Annotated in this window: 16 protein-coding genes; 11 read left to right on the top strand and 5 right to left on the bottom strand. The window is 67.1% G+C overall.

What is annotated here, in order from left to right; genetic code table 11:
* The first annotated feature begins 311 nt into the window (after positions 1-311).
* The 5 genes from AB0I52_RS04845 (at position 312) to AB0I52_RS04825 (ending at position 6,209) form a co-directional block, all read left to right on the top strand.
* The gene (locus tag AB0I52_RS04845; protein ID WP_363068945.1) at positions 312-1,952 is read left to right on the top strand and encodes an ABC transporter substrate-binding protein; all 1,641 of its coding nucleotides are present in this window, start codon (positions 312-314) and stop codon (positions 1,950-1,952) included.
* 170 nt (positions 1,953-2,122) lie between these two features.
* Entirely contained in the window at positions 2,123-3,055 is a 933-nt protein-coding gene (locus AB0I52_RS04840; RefSeq protein ID WP_363069148.1) for an ABC transporter permease, read from the top strand.
* Complete coding sequence (locus AB0I52_RS04835; RefSeq protein ID WP_363068943.1) at positions 3,048-3,998, top strand: ABC transporter permease; 951 nt, start codon at positions 3,048-3,050, stop codon at positions 3,996-3,998. The genes AB0I52_RS04840 and AB0I52_RS04835 overlap by 8 nt, the downstream gene beginning before the upstream one ends.
* An 11-nt stretch (positions 3,999-4,009) precedes the next feature.
* Positions 4,010-5,068 carry an ABC transporter ATP-binding protein gene (locus AB0I52_RS04830; protein WP_363068941.1) on the top strand — a complete coding sequence of 353 codons (1,059 nt, stop codon included), beginning with the start codon at positions 4,010-4,012 and terminating at the stop codon, positions 5,066-5,068.
* Positions 5,061-6,209, top strand: coding sequence for a dipeptide ABC transporter ATP-binding protein (locus AB0I52_RS04825; RefSeq protein WP_363068939.1), 1,149 nt, complete (start codon positions 5,061-5,063; stop codon positions 6,207-6,209). The genes AB0I52_RS04830 and AB0I52_RS04825 overlap by 8 nt, the downstream gene beginning before the upstream one ends.
* Before the next feature lie 205 nt (positions 6,210-6,414).
* Here the strand turns inward: AB0I52_RS04825 and AB0I52_RS04820 are convergent, their stop codons facing one another.
* The 5 genes from AB0I52_RS04820 to AB0I52_RS04800 all read right to left on the bottom strand — a co-directional run bounded on the left by AB0I52_RS04820 (position 6,415) and on the right by AB0I52_RS04800 (position 12,554).
* Entirely contained in the window at positions 6,415-7,527 is a 1,113-nt protein-coding gene (locus AB0I52_RS04820) for a dipeptide ABC transporter ATP-binding protein (RefSeq protein ID WP_363068937.1), read from the bottom strand.
* A gap of 26 nt (positions 7,528-7,553) precedes the next feature.
* Positions 7,554-8,519 (bottom strand): ABC transporter ATP-binding protein, encoded by a 966-nt coding sequence (locus AB0I52_RS04815; protein WP_363069146.1) that lies wholly within the window; start codon positions 8,517-8,519, stop codon positions 7,554-7,556.
* A gap of 71 nt (positions 8,520-8,590) precedes the next feature.
* Positions 8,591-9,571 carry an ABC transporter permease gene (locus AB0I52_RS04810; RefSeq protein ID WP_363068935.1) on the bottom strand — a complete coding sequence of 327 codons (981 nt, stop codon included), beginning with the start codon at positions 9,569-9,571 and terminating at the stop codon, positions 8,591-8,593.
* Positions 9,572-9,661: 90 nt separating this feature from the next.
* Positions 9,662-11,449, bottom strand: a complete 1,788-nt coding sequence (locus AB0I52_RS04805; protein ID WP_363068933.1) for an ABC transporter substrate-binding protein — start codon at positions 11,447-11,449, stop codon at positions 9,662-9,664.
* Between the two features lie 76 nt (positions 11,450-11,525).
* Entirely contained in the window at positions 11,526-12,554 is a 1,029-nt protein-coding gene (locus AB0I52_RS04800) for an ABC transporter permease (protein ID WP_363068931.1), read from the bottom strand.
* A 506-nt stretch (positions 12,555-13,060) separates the two neighbouring features.
* Here AB0I52_RS04800 and AB0I52_RS04795 point away from each other — a divergent pair.
* The 6 genes from AB0I52_RS04795 to AB0I52_RS04770 all read left to right on the top strand — a co-directional run bounded on the left by AB0I52_RS04795 (position 13,061) and on the right by AB0I52_RS04770 (position 20,581).
* Positions 13,061-14,695, top strand: a complete 1,635-nt coding sequence (locus tag AB0I52_RS04795; RefSeq protein ID WP_363068929.1) for an ABC transporter substrate-binding protein — start codon at positions 13,061-13,063, stop codon at positions 14,693-14,695.
* A 330-nt stretch (positions 14,696-15,025) separates the two neighbouring features.
* Positions 15,026-15,949, top strand: a complete 924-nt coding sequence (locus AB0I52_RS04790; protein WP_363068927.1) for an ABC transporter permease — start codon at positions 15,026-15,028, stop codon at positions 15,947-15,949.
* On the top strand, positions 15,942-16,922 hold the full coding sequence (locus AB0I52_RS04785; RefSeq protein WP_363068925.1) for an ABC transporter permease: 981 nt from the start codon (positions 15,942-15,944) through the stop codon (positions 16,920-16,922). Before AB0I52_RS04790 ends, AB0I52_RS04785 begins: the two co-directional genes overlap by 8 nt.
* A gap of 13 nt (positions 16,923-16,935) precedes the next feature.
* Positions 16,936-17,913: an ABC transporter ATP-binding protein gene (locus AB0I52_RS04780; protein WP_363068923.1), complete on the top strand. Its 978-nt coding sequence runs from the start codon at positions 16,936-16,938 to the stop codon at positions 17,911-17,913.
* Positions 17,903-19,168, top strand: a complete 1,266-nt coding sequence (locus AB0I52_RS04775) for a dipeptide ABC transporter ATP-binding protein (protein ID WP_363068921.1) — start codon at positions 17,903-17,905, stop codon at positions 19,166-19,168. The genes AB0I52_RS04780 and AB0I52_RS04775 overlap by 11 nt, the downstream gene beginning before the upstream one ends.
* A gap of 285 nt (positions 19,169-19,453) precedes the next feature.
* A complete protein-coding gene (locus AB0I52_RS04770; RefSeq protein ID WP_363068919.1) occupies positions 19,454-20,581 on the top strand; it encodes a hypothetical protein in 1,128 nt (375 codons plus the stop codon).
* Positions 20,582-20,588: the final 7 nt, after the last annotated feature.

Below are 20,588 nucleotides of genomic sequence, written 5' to 3'. Positions count from 1 at the left end.
CGGATACCGGACGTCGCTCTCCGGAACATGTGTTAACAGTCCGTTTCGGGTGTGTCTGTCTGGGGTCATTTTGTCCGTATTTTGATCCACGGGGTCGGCGGATGTTGTCAAACCGAGACCCTATAAGTGTGGTTTGCAGCCCAGTCGTACTTAATAGTTGGCTCCATTGAGCTCGGGTCAATGGGTCACGCACTGTGGGGAGTGCCGACTCACGAGCACACTCAGGGCACTGAAACGATCACCGTCAGGGGTGTCGGTGTATCAATCCAGTGCCCTTCTTTAGTCAAAAGTGGACTCATGAGGAGGAACCCATGCGTGGTGCCAAGAGCGCCAAGTGGGTCGCGGGAGCGGCCATCATCGCCCTGGCTGCGACCGCTTGTGGCGGCGGTAACGACGACGCCGACAAGGGCAAGGGCGGCGACAAGGGCGCCGTCAACGCCGACGGCATCTTCTCCGTCGAGGTCGGTGAGCCGCAGAACCCGCTGCAGCCGGCCAACACGATGGAGTCGAACGGCAGCATCGTCACCGACTCGATCTTCTCGCAGCTGGTCGACTACGACCCGTCCGGCAAGCTTGAGATGATCAACGCCGAGTCTGTCGACACCAAGGACAGCAAGCTCTGGACGGTCAAGCTCAAGAAGGACTGGAAGTTCCACGACGGGACCCCGGTCACGGCCGAGTCCTACATCAAGGCCTGGAACTGGGCCGCGAACATCAAGAACAACCAGACCAACGCGTCCTGGTTCGGCAACATCAAGGGTTACGGCGACGTTCACCCCGAGGACGCCAAGGCCAAGCCGAAGTCGGACGTCATGTCCGGTCTGAAGAAGGTGGACGACTACACGTTCACCATCGAGCTGAACTCGGCACTGCCGTACTTCTCTTACAAGCTCGGCTACACCGTCTTCTCCCCGCTTCCCGAGTCCTTCTACGCGAACCCGAAGGCCGCCGGCGAGAAGCCGGTCGGCAACGGCGCGTACAAGTTCGTCAGCTGGGACCACAAGAAGCAGATCAAGGTCGTCCGCAACGACGACTACAAGGGTGCCGACAAGGCGAAGAACGGTGGTGTGATCTTCAAGAACTACACCACCCTCGAAACCGCCTACGAGGACCTGAAGTCGGGCAACGTCGACGTCCTGCGTCAGATCGGCCCGAAGGACCTCCCGGTGTACCGGGCGGACCTCGGTGACCGCGCGGTGGACAAGGCGTACTCCGCCATCCAGACGATCGCCGTCGCGTTCTACACCGACCAGTTCAAGAACATCGACCCGAAGATCCTTCAGGGCCTGTCGATGGGCATCGACCGCGACACCATCACCAAGACCGTGCTCCAGGGCACGCGCGAGCCGGCCACGGGCTGGGTCGCCAAGGGTGTTCTCGGCTTCCAGAAGGACGCCGCGGGCGACGTCACCAAGTACGACCCGGCGAAGGCCAAGCAGCTCATCAAGGACGCCGGCGGCGTCCCGGGCAACAAGATCTCGATCCAGTTCAACGCCGACGGCGGCCACAAGGAATGGGTCGAGGCGGTCTGCAACAGCATCAAGCAGTCCACCGGTGTCAACTGCACCACCGACTCGAAGGCCGACTTCCAGGCCGACACGAACGCGCGTGACGCCAAGCAGGTCAAGTCCCTGTACCGCTCCGGCTGGGTGCTCGACTACCCGGTGAACGCGAACTTCATCTCGGACCTGTTCCGTACCGGCGCAGCCGGTAACCAGGGTGGCTTCTCGGACAAGGGTCTTGACGCGCAGATCAAGAAGGCGGACTCCGCCGCTTCCCTCGACGACTCCGTCGCGGCCTACCAGAAGATCGAGAAGGAGCTGGTGAACTTCATGCCCTCCATCCCGCTCTGGTACTACAAGGTCAACGCGGGTTACTCGGAGAAGGTCCAGAACGTCGATTACGCGCAGGACGGCGACCCGATCCTGACCAAGATCGAAGTCAAGAAGTAAACATCCCGACGTAGTCCGCGCGCAGCCGCGGGACCGGTACTGAAAGACGGTCCGCGCCTGTCCGCACGCCGTGGCCGGGGGGCCCTTCCACACATCCGACGCACCCTCAGGGGTAGTCCGGTGCGGGGGAGGGCCCGTCGGCTGCTGCTTGCCTATTACATGGAGGCATGATGGGGCGCTATGTCGCACGACGACTGCTCCAGATGATCCCGGTCTTCCTCGGGACAACCCTGCTGATCTTCCTGATGGTCTACACGCTGCCCGGCGACCCCGTGCGCGCGCTCTTCGGGGACAAGGGGGCCGATCCGGCCACTCTGGCGAGGCTTCGCCATGAGAAGGGGCTCGATCTGCCGATTCTTCAGCAGTACTGGAATTACATGACAGGCATCGTCCTGCACGGTGACTTCGGTGAGCAGATAGCCAGCGGGCGTCCCGTCACGGACGTCCTCGGCGACGCGTTCCCCGTCACCCTCCGGCTGGCCGGCATGGCGTTCGTCATCGAGATCGTCATCGGTATCAGTCTCGGTACCCTCGCCGGTCTGCGCGCCGGCCGGCTCACCGACAACGTGGTCCTGGTCTTCACACTGCTGATCATCTCGATCCCGGTGTTCGTCCTCGGCTTCATCATCAAGGCGGTGTTCGCCTTCCAGCTCGACTGGATCTCACCGAACGTGTCCAACGAGGCGAGATGGAGCGAACTACTGGCGCCCGCCATCGTGCTGGGCTCCTTGTCACTCGCCTACGTCGCGCGGCTCACGCGTACGACGATGGCTGAGAACCTTCGCTCGGACTACATGCGCACGGCCATCGCCAAGGGCCTTCCCAAGCGGCGCATCGTGGGTGTGCACCTGATGCGCAACTCGCTGATCCCCGTCATCACCTTCCTGGGCACCGACCTCGGTGCCCTGATGGGCGGCGCGGTCGTCACCGAGGGCCTGTTCAACGTGAAGGGCGTCGGCGGCACGATCTACGAGTCGATCGTGAAGCGCGAAGGCACGACGCTCGTCGGCCTCGTCACCATCCTGGTGCTCGTCTACCTCCTCATGAGCCTCATCGTCGACCTGCTGTACGCGGTCCTGGACCCGAGGATCCGTTATGCCTGACATGACCAAGACCGCACCCGCGCCCGAGGACGCCAAGGCGCCCCTCGCGGACCCGTCGGCGGTCGTCAAGGCCGAGAAGGCCCGCAGCCTCTGGGGCGACGCCTGGCGGGACCTGCGTACCAACTGGTACTTCATCATCTCGTCGGTGCTGATCGTCATCCTGCTCGTGATGGCGGTGTTCCCGGGCCTGTTCACCAGCGCCTCGCCGACCCACGTCGACCTGGCGAAGCACTACCTCGGCAAGCCGGAGCTGGGCAAGATCGGCTCCGAGGGCTGGCTCGGCTACGACGGCCAGGGCCACAGTGTCTTCGCGCGTGTCATCTACGGCACCCGCGCCTCGGTGACCGTCGGTGTCTGTGTGACGCTCCTGGTGACGCTGTTCGGCGGACTGGTCGGCATGCTCGCCGGCTACTTCGGCGGCTGGGTCGACGCCCTGCTCTCCGGGTTCTTCACCAACGTCTTCCTCGGCATCCCCTTCCTGCTGGGCGCCATGGTGGTGCTCCAGGCATTCTCCGACCGGACGGTCTGGGTGGTCATCTTCGCCCTGGCATTCCTCGGCTGGACCCAGATCGCGCGTGTCATGCGCGGTGCGGTGATCGTGATCAAACAGTCGGACTACGTGCAGGCCGCCAGAGCGCTGGGCGCGGGTACCAACCGGATCCTCTTCCGGCACATCCTGCCCAACGCCATGGCCCCGGTGATCGTGGTCGCCACCATCTCGCTCGGTGTCTACATCTCCGCCGAGGCGACCCTGTCCTACCTCGGTCTGGGTCTCGCCGACCCGACGATCTCGTGGGGTATGGACATCTCCGGTGGCGCCGCCCAGATCCGTGTCGCGCCGCACATCCTGCTGTACCCGTCGATCCTGCTCAGCATCACCGTTCTGGCGTTCATCATGCTCGGCGAAGCCGTCCGTAACGCCCTCGATCCCAAGTCGCGATAAGGAGGGCGAACGTGACCACCATCGACAAGACAGCCGAAGTCCCGTCCGCGCGCAGCGGCGCCGACCACGTCGGCCCGCTACTCGAAGTCCGTGACCTGCACGTGGAGTTCCACACCCGTGACGGTGTGGCCAAGGCGGTCAACGGGGTCAACTACACCGTGAACGCCGGGGAGACCCTCGCCGTCCTCGGCGAGTCCGGCTCCGGCAAGTCCGTGACGGCCCAGGCGATCATGGGCATCCTCGACATGCCGCCGGGCAAGATCCCGCACGGTGAGATCCTCTTCCGCGGCCAGGACATGCTGAAGATGTCCTACGAGGAGCGCCGGAAGATCCGCGGCCAGAAGATCGCGATGATCTTCCAGGACGCGCTCTCCTCGCTCAACCCGGTCCTCACCGTCGGCTACCAGCTCGGTGAGATGTTCCAGGTTCACCAGGGTCTGTCCAAGAAGGAAGCCAAGGCCAAGGCCATCGGGCTGATGGACCAGGTCAAGATCCCGGCCGCCGCGGCCAGGGTCTCGGACTACCCGCACCAGTTCTCCGGCGGTATGCGCCAGCGCATCATGATCGCGATGGCGCTGGCCCTGGAGCCGGACCTGATCATCGCGGACGAGCCGACCACCGCGCTCGACGTGACGGTCCAGGCCCAGGTCATGGACCTGCTCGCGGAGCTCCAGCGCGAGTACAACATGGGTCTGATCCTGATCACCCACGACCTCGGCGTCGTCGCGGACGTCGCGGACAAGATCGCCGTGATGTACGCGGGCCGGATCGTCGAGACCGCCCCGGTCCACGAGATCTACAAGCGTCCGGCGCACCCCTACACCAAGGGGCTGCTGGAGTCGATCCCGCGCCTGGACCAGAAGGGCCAGGAGCTCTTCGCGATCAAGGGCCTGCCGCCCAACCTGCTCCACGTGCCGTCGGGCTGCGCCTTCAACCCGCGCTGCACGAGGGCGCAGGACATCTGCCGTACGGACATCCCGGCGCTGACCGCGGTGACCGAGCAGGACGGCGCCGAGCTGGTCGGACGCGGCAGCGCCTGCCACTTCTGGAAGGAGACGATCCATGGCTGACCTCGAAAAGGAGCCCGTGGACACCACCCCGAACGTCTCCGAGGTGGAGACGGTCGACGCGGCCACCGAGGCGGAGGCCGTAGCCGCCATCGACGCCCCCGTGTCCCAGGGGGAGCCGATCCTCCAGGTCCGCAACCTGGTCAAGCACTTCCCGCTGACCCAGGGCATCCTGTTCAAGAAGCAGGTCGGGGCCGTCAAGGCCGTCGACGGCATCTCGTTCGATCTCTACGCGGGCGAGACGCTCGGCATCGTGGGCGAGTCCGGCTGTGGCAAGTCCACCGTCGCCAAGCTCCTGATGACGCTGGAGCAGGCCACCGCGGGCGAGGTCTTCTACAAGGGCGAGGACATCACCAAGCTGTCCGGCCGCGCGCTGAAGGCGGTGCGCCGGAACATCCAGATGGTGTTCCAGGACCCGTACACCTCCCTCAACCCGCGGATGACGGTGGGTGACATCATCGGGGAGCCGTACGAGATCCACCCCGAGGTGGCCCCGAAGGGCGACCGCCGGCGCAAGGTCCAGGAGCTCCTGGACGTCGTCGGTCTCAACCCGGAGTACATCAACCGGTACCCGCACCAGTTCTCCGGCGGACAGCGCCAGCGCATCGGGATCGCCCGCGGCCTCGCGCTCAACCCCGAGATCATCATCTGCGACGAGCCGGTCTCCGCGCTCGACGTGTCGGTGCAGGCTCAGGTCATCAACCTGATGGCGAAGCTCCAGGACGAGTTCAACCTCTCCTACCTCTTCATCGCGCACGACCTGTCGATCGTCCGGCACATCTCCGACCGGGTCGGCGTCATGTACCTCGGCAAGATGGCCGAGATCGGTACGGACACGCAGATCTACGACCACCCGACGCACCCCTACACCCAGGCGCTGCTGTCGGCGGTCCCCGTCCCGGACCCGGAGGCCCGCGAGGGCCGCGAGCGGATCATCCTCTCCGGGGACGTCCCGTCGCCGGCCAACCCGCCGTCGGGCTGCCGTTTCCGCACCCGCTGCTGGAAGGCCGAGGCCAAGTGCGCCGAGGAGATGCCGCTGCTGGCCATCCCCGAGCGCTTCAAGACCTCGACGACGCCGGCCGCGCACGAGTCGGCCTGCCACTTCGCGGAGGAGAAGGACGTGGTCGGCGCGGCGGCCTCGTAGCCGTCGTCCCACCGCCCCGCCAGGGCAGCGGAAGGCGCCCGGAACCCATCGGTTCCGGGCGCCTTTCCCGTGTTCCGGAGACCGGGCGCGCGGATGGCTCGGGTCAGTGGGCCGACGTGCCCGGCTCCCGGGCCGGAGGGGCCCCGTGGGACGGACGGACCGGTGTCCGTCCCACGGGGCCCCTCCGGGGCCGCGGCGAGGGGTGTCAGCCGTGGGCCTCGGGGCCTTCGCCGGTCTCCGTGCCGAGCTGCTTGCCGGGGTTCTTGCCGAGGCGCGGCGCGTCGGACTCCGTACGCGCCCTCGGGACGGCCGAGACCGTACCCGGCTCCTCGGGGTAGTGGCAGGCGGTCAGGTGCCCGTCCCGGCTGCCCTCGATCTGAACCAGCGGCGGCGCCTCGCTCGCGCACTTGTCCGTCGCCTTCCAGCAGCGGGTGCGGAAGCGGCAGCCCGACGGCGGGTTGACCGGGGACGGCACGTCGCCGGTCAGCCGGATGCGCTCACGGGCCGGCACGTCGTCGGCGGTGGCCTCGGGGACGGCGGAGAGCAGGGCCCTGGTGTACGGGTGGCGCGGGTTGCCGTACAGGTCGTCGCGGTCGGCGATCTCCACGATCCGGCCCAGGTACATCACGGCGACGCGCTGCGAGAAGTGGCGCACGATCGCCAGGTCGTGGGCGATGAAGAGGAACGCGATGCCCAGTTCCCTCTGCAGCTTCTGCAGCAGGTTCACCACCTGGGCCTGGATCGACACGTCCAGCGCCGAGACGGGCTCGTCGGCGACGATGAGCTTCGGCTCCAGGGCCAGCGCACGGGCCACCCCGATGCGCTGGCGCTGACCGCCGGAGAACTCGTGCGGGAAGCGGTTGTAGTGCTCCGGGTTGAGCCCGACGGTCTCCAGGAGCTCGCGGACCCGTGCCTCCCGGCCGCCGGCCGGGTCGACTCCGTTGATCTCCATCGGCGCCGTGATGATCTTGCCGACGGTCTGGCGCGGGTTCAGCGAGGCGTACGGGTCCTGGAAGATCATCTGGATCTCGGACCGGATCGGGGCCAGCTGCTTGCGCGAGGCGTGGCTGATGTCCTGGCCCCGGTAGGTGATCCGGCCGGCGGTCGGCTCCAGCAGCCGGGTGATCAGCCGGCCGGTCGTCGACTTGCCGCAGCCGGACTCGCCGACCAGGCCGAGGCTCTCGCCCTCGGCGACCGTGAAGTCCAATCCGTCCACGGCCTGGACCGCGCCGATCGTCCGCCGGATCGGAAAGCCGCCCTTGATCGGGAAGTACTTGGTGAGTCCGGAGACGTCAAGGAGGGGATCGGTGCTGCTCATAGTAGGGAAGTCCCGTCTCTTGTACGTCAGTTGGTCCGGGCGCCGGAGAAGTCGGCGAAGAACTCGATGCGCTGTTCGGGCGTCAGGTGGCAGGCCGCCCCGCGCCCCGCCGACAGCTCCAGCGGAGGCTGCTCGGTTGTGCAGCGGTTGCCGCCGACCCGCTCGGTGAACGAGCACCGCGGGTGGAAGCGGCAGCCGGTCGGCGGGTTGAGGAGGCTCGGCGGCGATCCGGGGATCGGTGAGAGCGGTACGTCGACCGGTCCCTCCAGGGTCGGCATCGACCCCAGCAGGCCCCAGGTGTACGGGTGCTGCGGCGCCCGCAGCACCTCCTTCTTCGTGCCGCGCTCCACACACCGGCCGCCGTACATCACCAGCACGTCGTCCGCGATGTCGGCGATCACGCCGAGGTCGTGGGTGATGAAGATGATGGAGGTGCCGGTCTCCTGCTGGAGGTCCTTGAGCAGGTCCATGATCTGGGCCTGCACGGTGACGTCCAGCGCCGTCGTCGGCTCGTCCGCCACCAGCAGCGCGGGGTCGCAGACCAGCGCCATGGCGATCATCGCGCGCTGGCGCATACCGCCGGAGAACTGGTGCGGGTAGTCGTCGACGCGCAGGTTCGGCTGCGGGATGCCGACCTTGGTGAGCATCTCCACGGACCGCGCCCGCGCCTCGCGCTTGGACGCCCCGGTGTGCTTGCGGTACGTCTCGCCGATCTGCTTGCCGATGGTGTGGTACGGCGAGAGCGAGGCCAGTGCGTCCTGGAAGATCATGGCCATCTTGTTGCCGCGCAGGCGTTCCAGCTCCCGCTCCGAGGCGGCCAGCAGGTCCTGCCCGTCGAGCAGGATCTCGCCCTCGATCTCGGTGTGTTCGGGGTGGTGCAGGCCGAGGATCGACAGGTTGGTGACGGACTTGCCGGAACCGGACTCGCCGACGATGCCGAGGGTCTTGCCGTGCTCGACGTCGAAGGACAGCCCGTCGACGGCCTTGACCATGCCGTCTTCGGTGGAGAAGTGCACGCGCAGATCGCGTACGGAGAGGAAGGGGGTGCTCACTGGATCTCTCCCTAGGCGAGGCGGACGCGTGGGTCGATGAGGGCGTAGACGGCGTCCACGACGATGTTGAGGAGCACGATCGCGACGGCGGCCACCATCATCACGCCGAGGAGCGTGGGGAGGTCGTTGGTCGACACGGCCTTGACCGAGAGGGTACCGATCCCCTGGAGGCTGAAGACCTTCTCGGTGATGATCGCTCCGCCGAGGAGCACACCGAGGTCGAGACCGAAGATGGTGACGATGGGGCCCATGGCCCCGCGCCAGGCGAATCTGAAGAACACCGTCCGCCGGGAGAGGCCCTTGGCGCGGGCCGTGCGGACGTAGTCCTCGCTCAGCGACTCCACGAGCTGGGAGCGGGACATACGGGTGTAGTTGGCCGTGAAGATGACGGAGAGCACCAGCCAGGGCAGCAGGAGACCCGAGAACCACGCGCCGGGATTCTCGCTCAACGGCGTGTAGCTGGGCCGGTCCAGCAGGTGCCACTGGTCGGTGAGGAAGTACATGGCGAGCACACCGACGATGTAGATCTGCATCGATGAGGCGATCAGCGAGGCGGAGGACGCGACCTTGTCGAGCGGCTTGCCCTGCTTGACGGCCGCGAGCATGCCGGCGCCGACGCCGAAGATGACGAACACGAAGGCGCTGCCGACGGAGAGCGAGATCGTGGTCGGGAAGCGGTCGATGATGGTGCCGAAGACCGGCTCGCGGTTGATGAACGAGTACCCCAGGCAGGGTGCGGGGCAGTGTCCGTACGACGCGTAGTCGCGTCCGACGAAGATTCCTTGCAGCCAGTGCCAGTACTGCACCGGTATCGGGTCGGCGATCCCCAGGTTGTGCCGCACCAGCGCGAGTGTCTCGGGCGTGCAGACCTTGCCGCAGGCCACCCGGGCGGGGTCGCGCGGGGCCGCGTAGAAGAGGTAGAAGACCAGGGCGCTGATGATCAGCAGGATGACCGCGGCGCCGAGTGTACGGCGGAGAAGAAAGCGCAGCATGGCAGTGGGTTTTCCTGACGGATACCGAGGGGGAGGAGGGGTGCGGGCGGCTCTCGGTCCGAGAGCCGCCCGCACCCCGGGGGCCGTTCGTCAGGCCTTGACGTACGTCTTGTAGATGATCGTCGCGGAGAACTGCGGGTCCATCATGGCGCCGCCGACCTTGGATCCGTACAGGTAGAAGCGGCGCTGGAAGGTCTCCGGGATGATCGGGACGACCTCGTCCATGATCCGCTTGTCCAGCGCCGTCCAGGCGGCACCGGCCGCCTTCTGGTCGGCGAGGACGACGTTCTTCTTGATGGCCGCGTCGATCCAGTCGACCTTGACCTGGGAGACGTTGTTCTGGCCGTTCCCGATGTTGGCGCTGTCGAGCAGCGGCTGGATCATCGTGTAGGCCGTCGGCCAGTCCGGGGACCAGCCGAACCACATGACGTCGAAGCTGTTGTCGACCTGCTGGATCTGGTCGTAGTACGAGGTCGAGTCGACGGGCTTGATGACCGGCTTGAAGCCCGCGGCCTTGAGCGCGTTCTCGACGACGACGGCCGTCTTGTCGTAGGTGGGGCTCTGCGGGAAGGTGTAGACGATCTTCTGGCCGAGCTTGCCGGCCTTCTTGAGGATCGCCTTGGCCGCCGCGGCGTCACCCTTGGGCGTCTTCAGCTTGCCGTAGAAGTCGAACTCCTTGCGGCCCAGGATGTCGGGGCTGAGGAGGGTGGTCGCGTAGTCGCCCGCCGACGGACCGCCGTAGATCTTGCGGATCTGCTCCAGCGGCCAGGCGGTGTTGAGCGCCTTGCGCACCTCGACGTCCGTGATGCGCTTGCAGTTGATCGCGTAGTAGTACGTTCCGGTGAGCAGGCCGTTGAAGGTCCGCTTCTTCAGCTCGGGGTCGGTGAGCACCTTCTGCATGCGCTCGGCCGGCACGGACTTGTAGATGGAGATCATCTGCTGGTCCTTGCCCTGGTCCGCGATGAAGCGGTCCGCGGACTCCAGCGAGGTGGGGCCGAACTCGAACTCGAAGGTGTCCGGGTAGGCGTTGCGGATCGGGTCCGTCGCCGGGTCCCAGTGCTTGTTGCGCGTCAGCGTCATCGACTTGTCGATGGTGCGGTGCTTGACGATGTACGGACCGCAGGAGACGGGCTGCTTGTCGTACTTCTCCTTGGTGTCCAGCTTCACCGGCGTGGCCGCGTAGCAGCTCATGGCCAGGGTGAAGTTGAAGTCAGGGCGCGCCTCGGCCAGCTTGAAGGTGATCGTCTTCTTGGCCTTGTCGATGACGAGCGAGTCCAGGTGCTCGCCCTTGTACGGACCGTCGTAGCCCTTGCGCCAGTCGCCCTTGCCGGTGAGCGCCTGCTGCACGTAGGCGGCGCCCTCGGTGATGAACGGCGCCCAGGCCCGCTCGATGCCGTGGCGGACGTCCTCGACGGTCAGCTCGCTGCCGTCCTGCCACTTGAGCCCGTCCTTCAGCGTGAAGGTCCAGGTCTTGTTGTCGGCGGACGCCGTGCCGACGTCGGTGGCCAGGTCGCCGACGAGGGTCATCCCGCCCTTGTCGTCGACCTTGTAGCCGGTGAGGCCGCGCGCGAACATCATGGCGCCGCTGGAGTTGAACGCGAAGTAGATGCGCTGCGGGTCGAGGTGGGAGAAGTCGTCCTCGGAGATGCCGTAGATCGTCCCGCCCTTCTTGGCGCCGGCGATCTCCGGGGCGGGGCCCTGCGAGTCCTCCTTGGTGCCGATCTTGACGGTCGAGGCGGTGTACTCGGTGGCGCCGGCGTTCGGCGTGTTCTTGCCATCGCCTCCGCCCCCGCCGCCACTGCTGCACGCGGAGAGAGCGAGGGAGCCACCCGCCGCGACGGAAGTGGCTATGACGAAGTTTCTGCGGGAGAGAGACATGGCAACCTGCCCTGGTCGGTGAAGAGGGACGAATGATCCGGCGGAGCCCCGTCGCTCCGGTCCGGTGGCGGAACTTTCAGCGCTTGGTCTTCGGGTCGAGAGCGTCGCGGACCGAGTCGCCGAGGAGGTTGAAGGCGAGCACGAAGACCACCATCGTCACCCCCGGGAAGAGCATGAACGTGATGTCGTCCTGGTAGACGTCGGCTCCGCGCTGGAGCATCACGCCCCAGTCGGGTGTCTTCGCGGTCAGTCCGACACCGAGGAACGCGAGCCCGGCTTCGGCGCTCACGAACATCGGGAGAGCGAGGGTCGCCTGGATCAGGATCGGCGTCCACAGGTTGGGCAGCAGTTCCTTGAAGATGATCCGCGCGGGTGAGGCTCCGGTCACCTTGGCCGCCTCGACGAACTCCCTTTCGCGCAGGGCGAGTACCTCGCCGCGCAGGAGGCGGGCGATGGACGCCCAGCCGAAGGCCGTCATCACCAGGATGAGGCTCACGACGGTGAGCCAGACGGGAGTGGCCTCCTCCGGGGAGACCAGGATCGAGATCAGCACCGGCCAGAACGCGATGAAGAACAGCGTCGAGGGGAAGGCCAGCAGGATGTCGATGACGCGGCCGATGAAGTAGTCGGTCTTCCCGCCCAGGTATCCGGCGGTCACGCCGATCACGATGCCGAGGAGGGTCACCAGGAGTGTCGTCACGCCCGCGATGAACAGCGAGTTGCGGATGCCGTAGATGAGGAAGGTGAAGAGGTCACGGCCCAGCTGGGGCTCGACGCCGAACCAGAAGTCGCCGCTGATACCGCCGTTCGGCTTGATCGGAAAGCCGAAGTCGTTGAGCAGGCCTTCTTGGTTCTGACCGTACGTCGTGTACGGGTTCTTGCCGTAGGCCTTGGCGATCAACGGCGCGCATACGGCCACCAGGAAGAAGAAGATGACCACATAGGCCGAAATAACGCCGGACCGGTCGCGTTTGAAGCGCCGCCAGGCCAATTTGCCCGGGGAGCGCCCGGCACCGCCCTTCAGTGCCGGGGGTTCCGGCGTCTTCTGCGGGTTCGCGTCGGCCACCTCAAGAGGGGCTGCTGCGTTCGAGGTTGGAATCGTCATGGTGCTCCTGGCCCGGAGGGTCGAAGGACTCCGCAGGGCACACCTACGGGCTACCCGGACTTTTTCAACGCAATTCATTCAGGGTCAATGAATGTCGGTCCGGCTTGAGGTGCTCTTTGGAAGCTTGACCTATACATGACCATCTGAAGGTCGTGTCTTTACTGTTCATTTACCTGTTCTGGAGTCGATTCCGCCGTGAATCGGTGGAAGTCCGTCAATGAGTCCGATATCCGGGCGGCCGTGTCTCGGAATTCGTGCATCCGGTCGGAGGGGTGCCGGGTTGATGCTCGTTCGTTGTGTTGCCGTTACCGCTCCGCCGCCCGTCAGGCCGCTTTCCCCGCCCTGATGGGCGTGTCATGCGCGTGACAAAAGCGTCCGGTCGACGCCCCTCGCTCGCATCCGGGTGATTCTCGGTGTGCCCGGATGGTGGGGGTAAATATGCGTAAGACCCGGTATTCCGTGATATTTGACATCAAGTAAGACGGAGCACTATGAGGAGGCACTCCATGCGCGGAGCCACACAGGTCAAGTGGGCCGCATGCGCGATCGCCGTCGCTCTGGCGGCGTCCGCCTGCGGTGGAGGGGGCAACAGTGGCGGTGGTGGTGGCGGCGCCAATGGGGTGGTGAGTTCTTCGTGGGGTGACCCGCAGAACCCGCTGGAGCCGGCGAACACCAACGAGGTGCAGGGCGGCAAGGTCCTCGACATGGTCTTCCGGGGGCTCAAGCGCTACAACCCCAAGACCGGCGCGGCCGAGGACATGCTGGCGGAGAAGATCGACACCTCCGACTCCAAGACCTTCGCCGTCACCGTGAAGGACGGATGGACGTTCTCCAACGGCGAGAAGGTCACCGCCAAGTCCTTCGTGGACGCGTGGAACTACGGCGCGAGCCTCAAGAACAACCAGAAGAACGCCTACTTCTTCGGCCAGATCGACGGTTACGACAAGGTGCACCCGGATTCCGGTGCCCAGGCCGCCGCCACGATGTCGGGGCTGAAGGTCACCGGCGCGCGGACGTTCACCGTCAAGCTCAGCCAGAAGTTCTCCCTGTGGCCCGACACGCTGGGCTACGCGGCGTTCGCCCCGCTGCCCCAGGCCTTCTTCACCGACCACGCCGCCTGGCTGAAGAAGCCGGTCGGCAACGGTCCCTACACCATTCAGTCGTACACCAGGGGTTCGCAGATGTCCCTGCGCAAGTGGGACAAGTACCCGGGTGACGACAAGGCGCAGAACGGTGGCATCGACCTCAAGGTCTACACCGACAACAACACCGCCTACACCGACCTGGTGGCCGGCAACCTCGACCTGGTGGACGACGTCCCCGCCTCGCAGCTGAAGAACGTCAAGGCGGACCTCGGGGACCGCTACATCAACACCCCGGCCGGCATCATCCAGACCCTGGCCTTCCCGTTCTACGACAAGGCGTGGAACCAGGCGGACAGCGACAAGGTCCGCAAGGGGCTGTCCATGGCCATCAACCGCAAGCAGATCACCGAGACGATCTTCAACAAGACGCGGACCCCCGCCACGGACTGGACCTCGCCGGTGCTGGGTGCGGCGGGCGGCTACCAGGCCGGCTTCTGCGGCAGCCTGTGCGACTACAACCCCGCGGAGGCCAAGAAGCTGGTCTCGCAGGGCGGCGGCATCCCCGGCGGCCAGGTCAGGATCGGCTACAACGCCGACACGGGCAGCCACAAGGACTGGGTGGACGCGGTCTGCAACAGCATCAACAACGCGCTCGGCAACGACAAGGCCTGCGTGGGCAGTCCGACGGGAACGTTCGCCGACTTCCGGAACAAGATCACCCAGCAGAAGATGCCGGGCCCGTTCCGTGCCGGGTGGCAGATGGACTACCCGCTCATCCAGAACTTCCTGCAGCCGCTCTACTACACCAACGCCTCGTCCAACGACGGGAAGTGGTCGGACAAGAAGTTCGACAGCCTGGTCAACCAGGCCAACGCCGAGTCGGACAAGGCCACGGCGGTCAAGACCTTCAAGGAGGCCGAAGCCGTGGTCCGGGACAACATGGCGGCCATCCCCCTCTGGTACCAGAACGGCAGCGCCGGCTACTCCACGAAGGTCTCGAACGTCGCGCTGAACCCCTTCAGCGTGCCGGTCTACAGCGAGATCAAGGTCAAGTGACCCCGTAGCGGACCCGCCGCGGCCCGGCACCCGTGAGGGCGCCGGGCCGCCGCGTGTGCGGCCGGTCCCGCCGCCCGTCACACGTTTGGCCCCTTCCGGTGCACCGGTGTTCCCGTGAGGGCGCGCAGAAGATGCTATTTCGTACGAAATGGGATGTTATTTGGTTCACGTCGGGACAGTGAACGACCCGGCAACCGAGTCAACGGCCGCTCGGGGAGGCCGGTGGCAACAGGGAGGTGACCGCGCGATGCAGCCGTTCATGAGGTCCCGATCCGCCCCGGAGCGAGCACCGGCCGGAGTCCGCTGCCCGATCGATGTGCGGAGGGTGACATGGGGCGTTATGTGATCCGCCGTCTGCTCCAGATGATTCCGGTCTTCATCGGAGCCACGCTGCTGCTCTTCCTGATGGTGAACGTGATGGGGGACCCGATCGCGGGCCTCTGCGGCGACCGGCAGTGCGACCCGACGACGGCCGCCCAACTGCAGAAACAGTTCGGCCTGGACAAGCCGGTCTGGCAGCAGTACCTGACCTACATGGGCCATGTGTTCACCGGCGACTTCGGTACCGCCTTCAACGGACAGGAGGTCACCGAACTGATGGCGACCTCCTACCCGGTCACCCTGCGGCTGACCATCGTCGCGATCATCTTCGAGATCATCGTGGGCGTGACGCTCGGCGTCATCAGCGGGCTCCGGCGGGGCCGGGTCGTCGACAACTCGGTCCTGGTGGCGACGCTCGTCGTGATCGCGATCCCCACCTTCGTCACGGGTTACGTACTCCAGTACCTGCTCGGCGTGAAGTGGTCCGTCATCTCCCCGACGGTGTCCTCGGACGCGCCGTTCGACGAACTCATCCTGCCCGGACTGGTGCTCGCCTCGGTCTCGCTGGCCTACGTCACCCGCCTCACCAGGACGTCGATCGCCGAGAACTCCCGCGCCGACTACGTGCGCACGGCCGTGGCGAAGGGGCTGCCCAGACGTCGCGTCATCGTGCGCCACCTGCTGCGCAATTCGCTGATCCCCGTCGTCACCTTCATCGGTACGGACATCGGCGCGCTGATGGGCGGTGCGATCGTCACCGAGCGGATCTTCAACATCCACGGCGTCGGATACCAGATCTACCAGGGCATCCTGCGGCAGAACACCCAGACCGTGGTCGGCTTCGCCACCATCCTGGTGCTGGTCTTCCTCATCGCCAACCTGGTCGTCGACCTCCTGTACTCCGTACTCGACCCGAGGATCCGTTATGCCTGAACCTCAGCCCGAGCACCAGGACGCCATCGCCGGGACCGGTGCCGGCGGAGCGACGGACCTCGCCATGAGCGAGGGCACCACACTGGAGGGGACGCCGGGCGGCCCGGACGGCGGCGGGCCCCGGGAACGGGCGGGGAGCCTGTGGGCCGACGCCTGGCGCGACCTCAGGCGCAACCCCGTCTTCATCATCTCGTCCCTGATCATCGTCTTCCTGGTCCTCATCGCGATCTGGCCCTCGCTCATCGCGTCCGGCAATCCGCTCAAGTGCGATCTGGCCAAGGCACAGCAGGGCTCCCAGCCGGGCCACCCCATGGGGTTCAACGCGCAGGGCTGCGACGTCTACACCCGGGTCGTCTACGGCGCCAGGGCGTCCGTCACCGTCGGCGTCTGCGCCACCCTGGGCGTCGCGCTGCTCGGCGGGCTGCTCGGTGGGCTCGCGGGCTTCTTCGGCAGGGGCTGGGACGCGGTCCTCTCCCGCGTCACCGACATCTTCTTCGCCATTCCCGTGGTGCTGGGCGGCCTGGTCCTGCTGTCGGTGGTCACCAGCAACACCGTCTGGCCGGTCATCGGATTCATGGTGCTGCTCGGCTGGCCGCAGATCTCCAGGATCGCCCGCGGCGCGGTGATCACGGCGAAGCAGCACGACTACGTCCAGGCGGCGCGCGCCCTCGGCGCGTCCAACTCCCGGATGCTGCTGAGGCATGTCGCTCCCAACGCCGTGGCGCCCGTCATCGTGGTCGCCACCATCGCGCTGGGCACGTACATCGCGCTGGAGGCGACGCTCTCCTACCTCGGCGTCGGCCTGAAGCCCCCCACGGTCAGCTGGGGCATCGACATCTCGTCGGCCTCGCAGAACATCCGCAACGCCCCGCACATGCTCCTCTGGCCGGCCGGTGCGCTGGCGGTCACCGTGCTCGCGTTCATCATGCTCGGCGACGCGGTGCGCGACGCCCTCGACCCCAAGCTGCGCTGAGGAGTCCGCTGCCATGTTGCTCGAAGTGCGTGATCTGCATGTGGAGTTCCACACCCGGGACGGGGTCGCCAAGGCCGTCAACGGGGTCAACTACTCGGTGTCCGAGGGCGAGACGCTCGCCGTGCTCGGCGAGTCCGGCTCCGGCAAGTCGGTCACCGCACAGGCGATCATGGGCATCCTCGACATGCCGCCGGGAAAGATCAGCGGCGGCGAGATCCTCTTCAAGGACCGCGACCTGCTGAAGCTCAAGAGGGAGGAGCGCCGGAAGATCCGCGGCCAGGAGATGGCCATGATCTTCCAGGACGCGCTCTCCTCCCTCAACCCCGTGCTGACGGTGGGCGAGCAGCTCGGCGAGATGTTCGTGGTGCACCGGGGGGCGTCCCGCAAGGACGCGAAGGCCAAGGCCGTCGAGCTGATGGACCGGGTGCGCATCCCGGCCGCCAAGGAACGGGTCGGCAACTACCCGCACCAGTTCTCCGGCGGCATGCGCCAGCGCATCATGATCGCCATGGCGCTGGCCCTCGAGCCCTCGCTGATCATCGCGGACGAGCCCACCACCGCCCTCGACGTCACCGTCCAGGCCCAGGTGATGGACCTGCTCGCGGAGCTCCAGCGCGAACTGAACATGGGCCTGATCCTGATCACCCACGACCTCGGCGTCGTCGCGGACGTCGCGGACAAGATCGCCGTGATGTACGCGGGCCGGATCGTCGAGACCTCGCCGGTCCACGACATCTACCAGGCGCCCGCGCATCCGTACACCCAGGGCCTGCTCCGCTCGATCCCGCGCCTGGACCAGAAGGGCCGGGAGCTGTACGCGATCAAGGGCCTGCCGCCCAACCTGCTGCACATCCCGCCCGGCTGCGCCTTCAACCCGCGCTGCCCGATGGCCCAGGACGTCTGCCGCGTCGACGTACCGCCGCTGTTCGACGTGGCCGAGAACCGTCAGAGCGCCTGCTACTTCTGGAAGGAGACGCTCGATGCACGCTGATCACTCGGGGCGCAGGGAAGCGCGCCAGGAGGGCGAGGTGGCACGCGCCCTGCTGGCCAAGGCACGGGAGACGAGCGCCCAGGCGGGCAAGGACCCGATCCTGGAGGTGCGCGACCTCGTCAAGCACTACCCGCTGACCCGGGGCATCGTGTTCAAGAGGCAGATCGGGGCCGTCAAGGCGGTCGACGGGGTCTCCTTCGACCTGGCGGCGGGCGAGACGCTCGGCATCGTGGGCGAGTCCGGCTGCGGGAAGTCGACCGTCGCCCGGCTGCTCGTGCACCTGGAGGATCCGACGGCCGGAATGATCCGGTACAAGGGCGAGGACATCACCAAGCTGTCGGGCCGCGCACTGAAGGCGGTGCGCCGGAACATCCAGATGGTGTTCCAGGACCCGTACACCTCCCTCAACCCGCGGATGACGGTGGGTGACATCATCGGGGAGCCGTACGAGATCCACCCCGAGGTGGCCCCGAAGGGCGACCGCCGGCGCAAGGTCCAGGAGCTCCTGGACGTCGTCGGTCTCAACCCGGAGTACATCAACCGCTATCCGCACCAGTTCTCCGGCGGACAGCGCCAGCGCATCGGCATCGCCCGCGGCCTCGCGCTCAACCCCGAGATCATCGTCGCCGACGAACCGGTCTCGGCCCTCGACGTCTCCGTCCAGGCGCAGGTCGTCAACCTGCTGGACCGGCTCCAGTCGGAGTTCAACCTGAGCTACGTCTTCATCGCCCACGACCTGTCGATCGTCCGGCACATCTCCGACCGGGTCGGCGTCATGTACCTCGGCCGGTTCGCCGAGGTGGGCACGGACGAGGAGATCTACGAGCACCCCACGCACCCGTACACCCAGGCGCTGCTCTCCGCCGTGCCGGTGCCGGACCCGATGGCGCGCGAGTACCGCGAGCGGATCATCCTGCACGGCGACGTGCCCTCGCCCGCCAACCCGCCCTCCGGCTGCCGCTTCCGCACCCGCTGCTGGAAGGCACAGGAGCGGTGCGAGCTGGAGGTGCCGCTGCTGGCCGTCCCGGCGGTCTTCCGGCTGACGGACACCCCGGCCCGGCACGATTCGGCCTGCCACTTCGCGGAGGAGAAGCACCTGCTGCCGCCGGAGGGCGGGTCCGGCCCGGACGTGGAGAAGGTGGACAAGGAGGCCCGCAGGCCACCGTCGTCGCAGCAGCCGGACCAGGGGCACGGGACGCCGCCGGAGAGCGGCGACGAGGAGCCGCCGCCCGCCGGGAGCAGCCGGGCCGACTGACCCGGCGAACCGTTAGCGCCTGTATTGGGTTGTCCGGCAACGCTGCGAGCGGGCGCACCCAGCCCCGCTCCTTCTTCCGCGTGACAACCCAATACAGGCCTTAACGCACGGGCAACCCAGCCGTCTCACGTCCGATATACGGACCCGTCAGCATGGACGACGTACGGCCGTGCGGGTGCCGTGGACCGGCCGGGGGGCGCCAAGCCGCCCGGCCGGTCGCCCGACAGGACCGCGCGGGTCGCGGCCCCCTTGTCGGGAGCCCGGGGGCGGTGGAGTATCGCTCGGGTGATACTCACGCGGGGAGCAAGAGTCACCGGCGCCGTCCTGTGCGGTGTGCTCGCGGTGATCGTCGCGAGCTGGCTCGTACGGGACATCAGGGCGGCGGAGTTCGACCAGTTGTGGCGGTACTGGGCCGGGTTCCACGACGCCCGCCCGCACACGCTGCCCGCGACCACGGCCATGGACGCCGCCCTGCTCGTGGTGTACGCGGTCGCCGCCGTCGCCGCGCTCCGCTCCTCGGTCGCCGCCGCCGTGCTCGTCGCCACCGGAGTGGTCACCCTCGCCGTACGGCTGCCCGGACTCTGGAGCATCGGCAGCCGCGCGATGGAGCCGTCGTTCCCGGACGAGCTGCGCACCCGGGCGCTGATCTGTGCCTTCGCGGGCCTCGCGGCGGGCATCGCGCTGCTCATCACCGCCGGGGCCGGGCGCCGTCCGCCCGCCGACTCCTACGAGCAGTTGCCCACCCGGCCAGGACCGGGCGCCTCGGTCACCGCGTTCCTGCTGCTGTGCGCGGCCGCGGCGGTGCTGATCGCCTGGGAGGTCCGCCAGGTCGTGAAGTACCCGGAGATCTTCCCCGACTGGTACGTCGGCGGCCGGATCGTCCACGGGGTGATCGATCCGCCGCCGGGCTGGGGCACCGCGCTGACGGCCCTGCTCTGCCTCTTCGCGGGGGCGAGCGCACTCTTCCACGCCGTGCACTCAAGGCCGTTCGGTCTGGTGGCCGCCGCGCTGCTGCTGCCCGGCGGGGCGCTGGGCGTGGTCCGGATCGTGCGCTACGACCTGCTCGACCACTTCGGTTCGCTGCCGACCGAGACCCAGCTCATGCTGCTCAGCCGGCTCTTCGAGGCGTTCGCCGCCGTGGTGGTGCTGATCGCGCTGGCCCCCAGGGGCTTCGCCGACGTCCCCGGCCCGTACGGACCGGGGTACGGCTCCGGCTACGGCACCCCGGGATACGGGCAGCCGGAATGCGGCACCCCGGGATACGGAACACCGGGGTACGGCCCCGAGGCGCACCCCGGACAGGACGCCGGCCCGTACCCGGGGCAGCAGCCTCCCGCCCCGGGATACGGATACCCGCAGGGCGGCGGCTTCGGACCGCCCCCGCCCCCCTCCCAGCCGCCGCCGGGCTGGTAGGCACGAC

This window comes from Streptomyces sp. NPDC050423 (assembly GCF_040655445.1).
Lineage (GTDB): Bacteria > Actinomycetota > Actinomycetes > Streptomycetales > Streptomycetaceae > Streptomyces.
The sequence above is the reverse complement of the archived record's forward strand: the minus strand, read 5'-3'. Positions and strand labels throughout refer to the sequence as shown.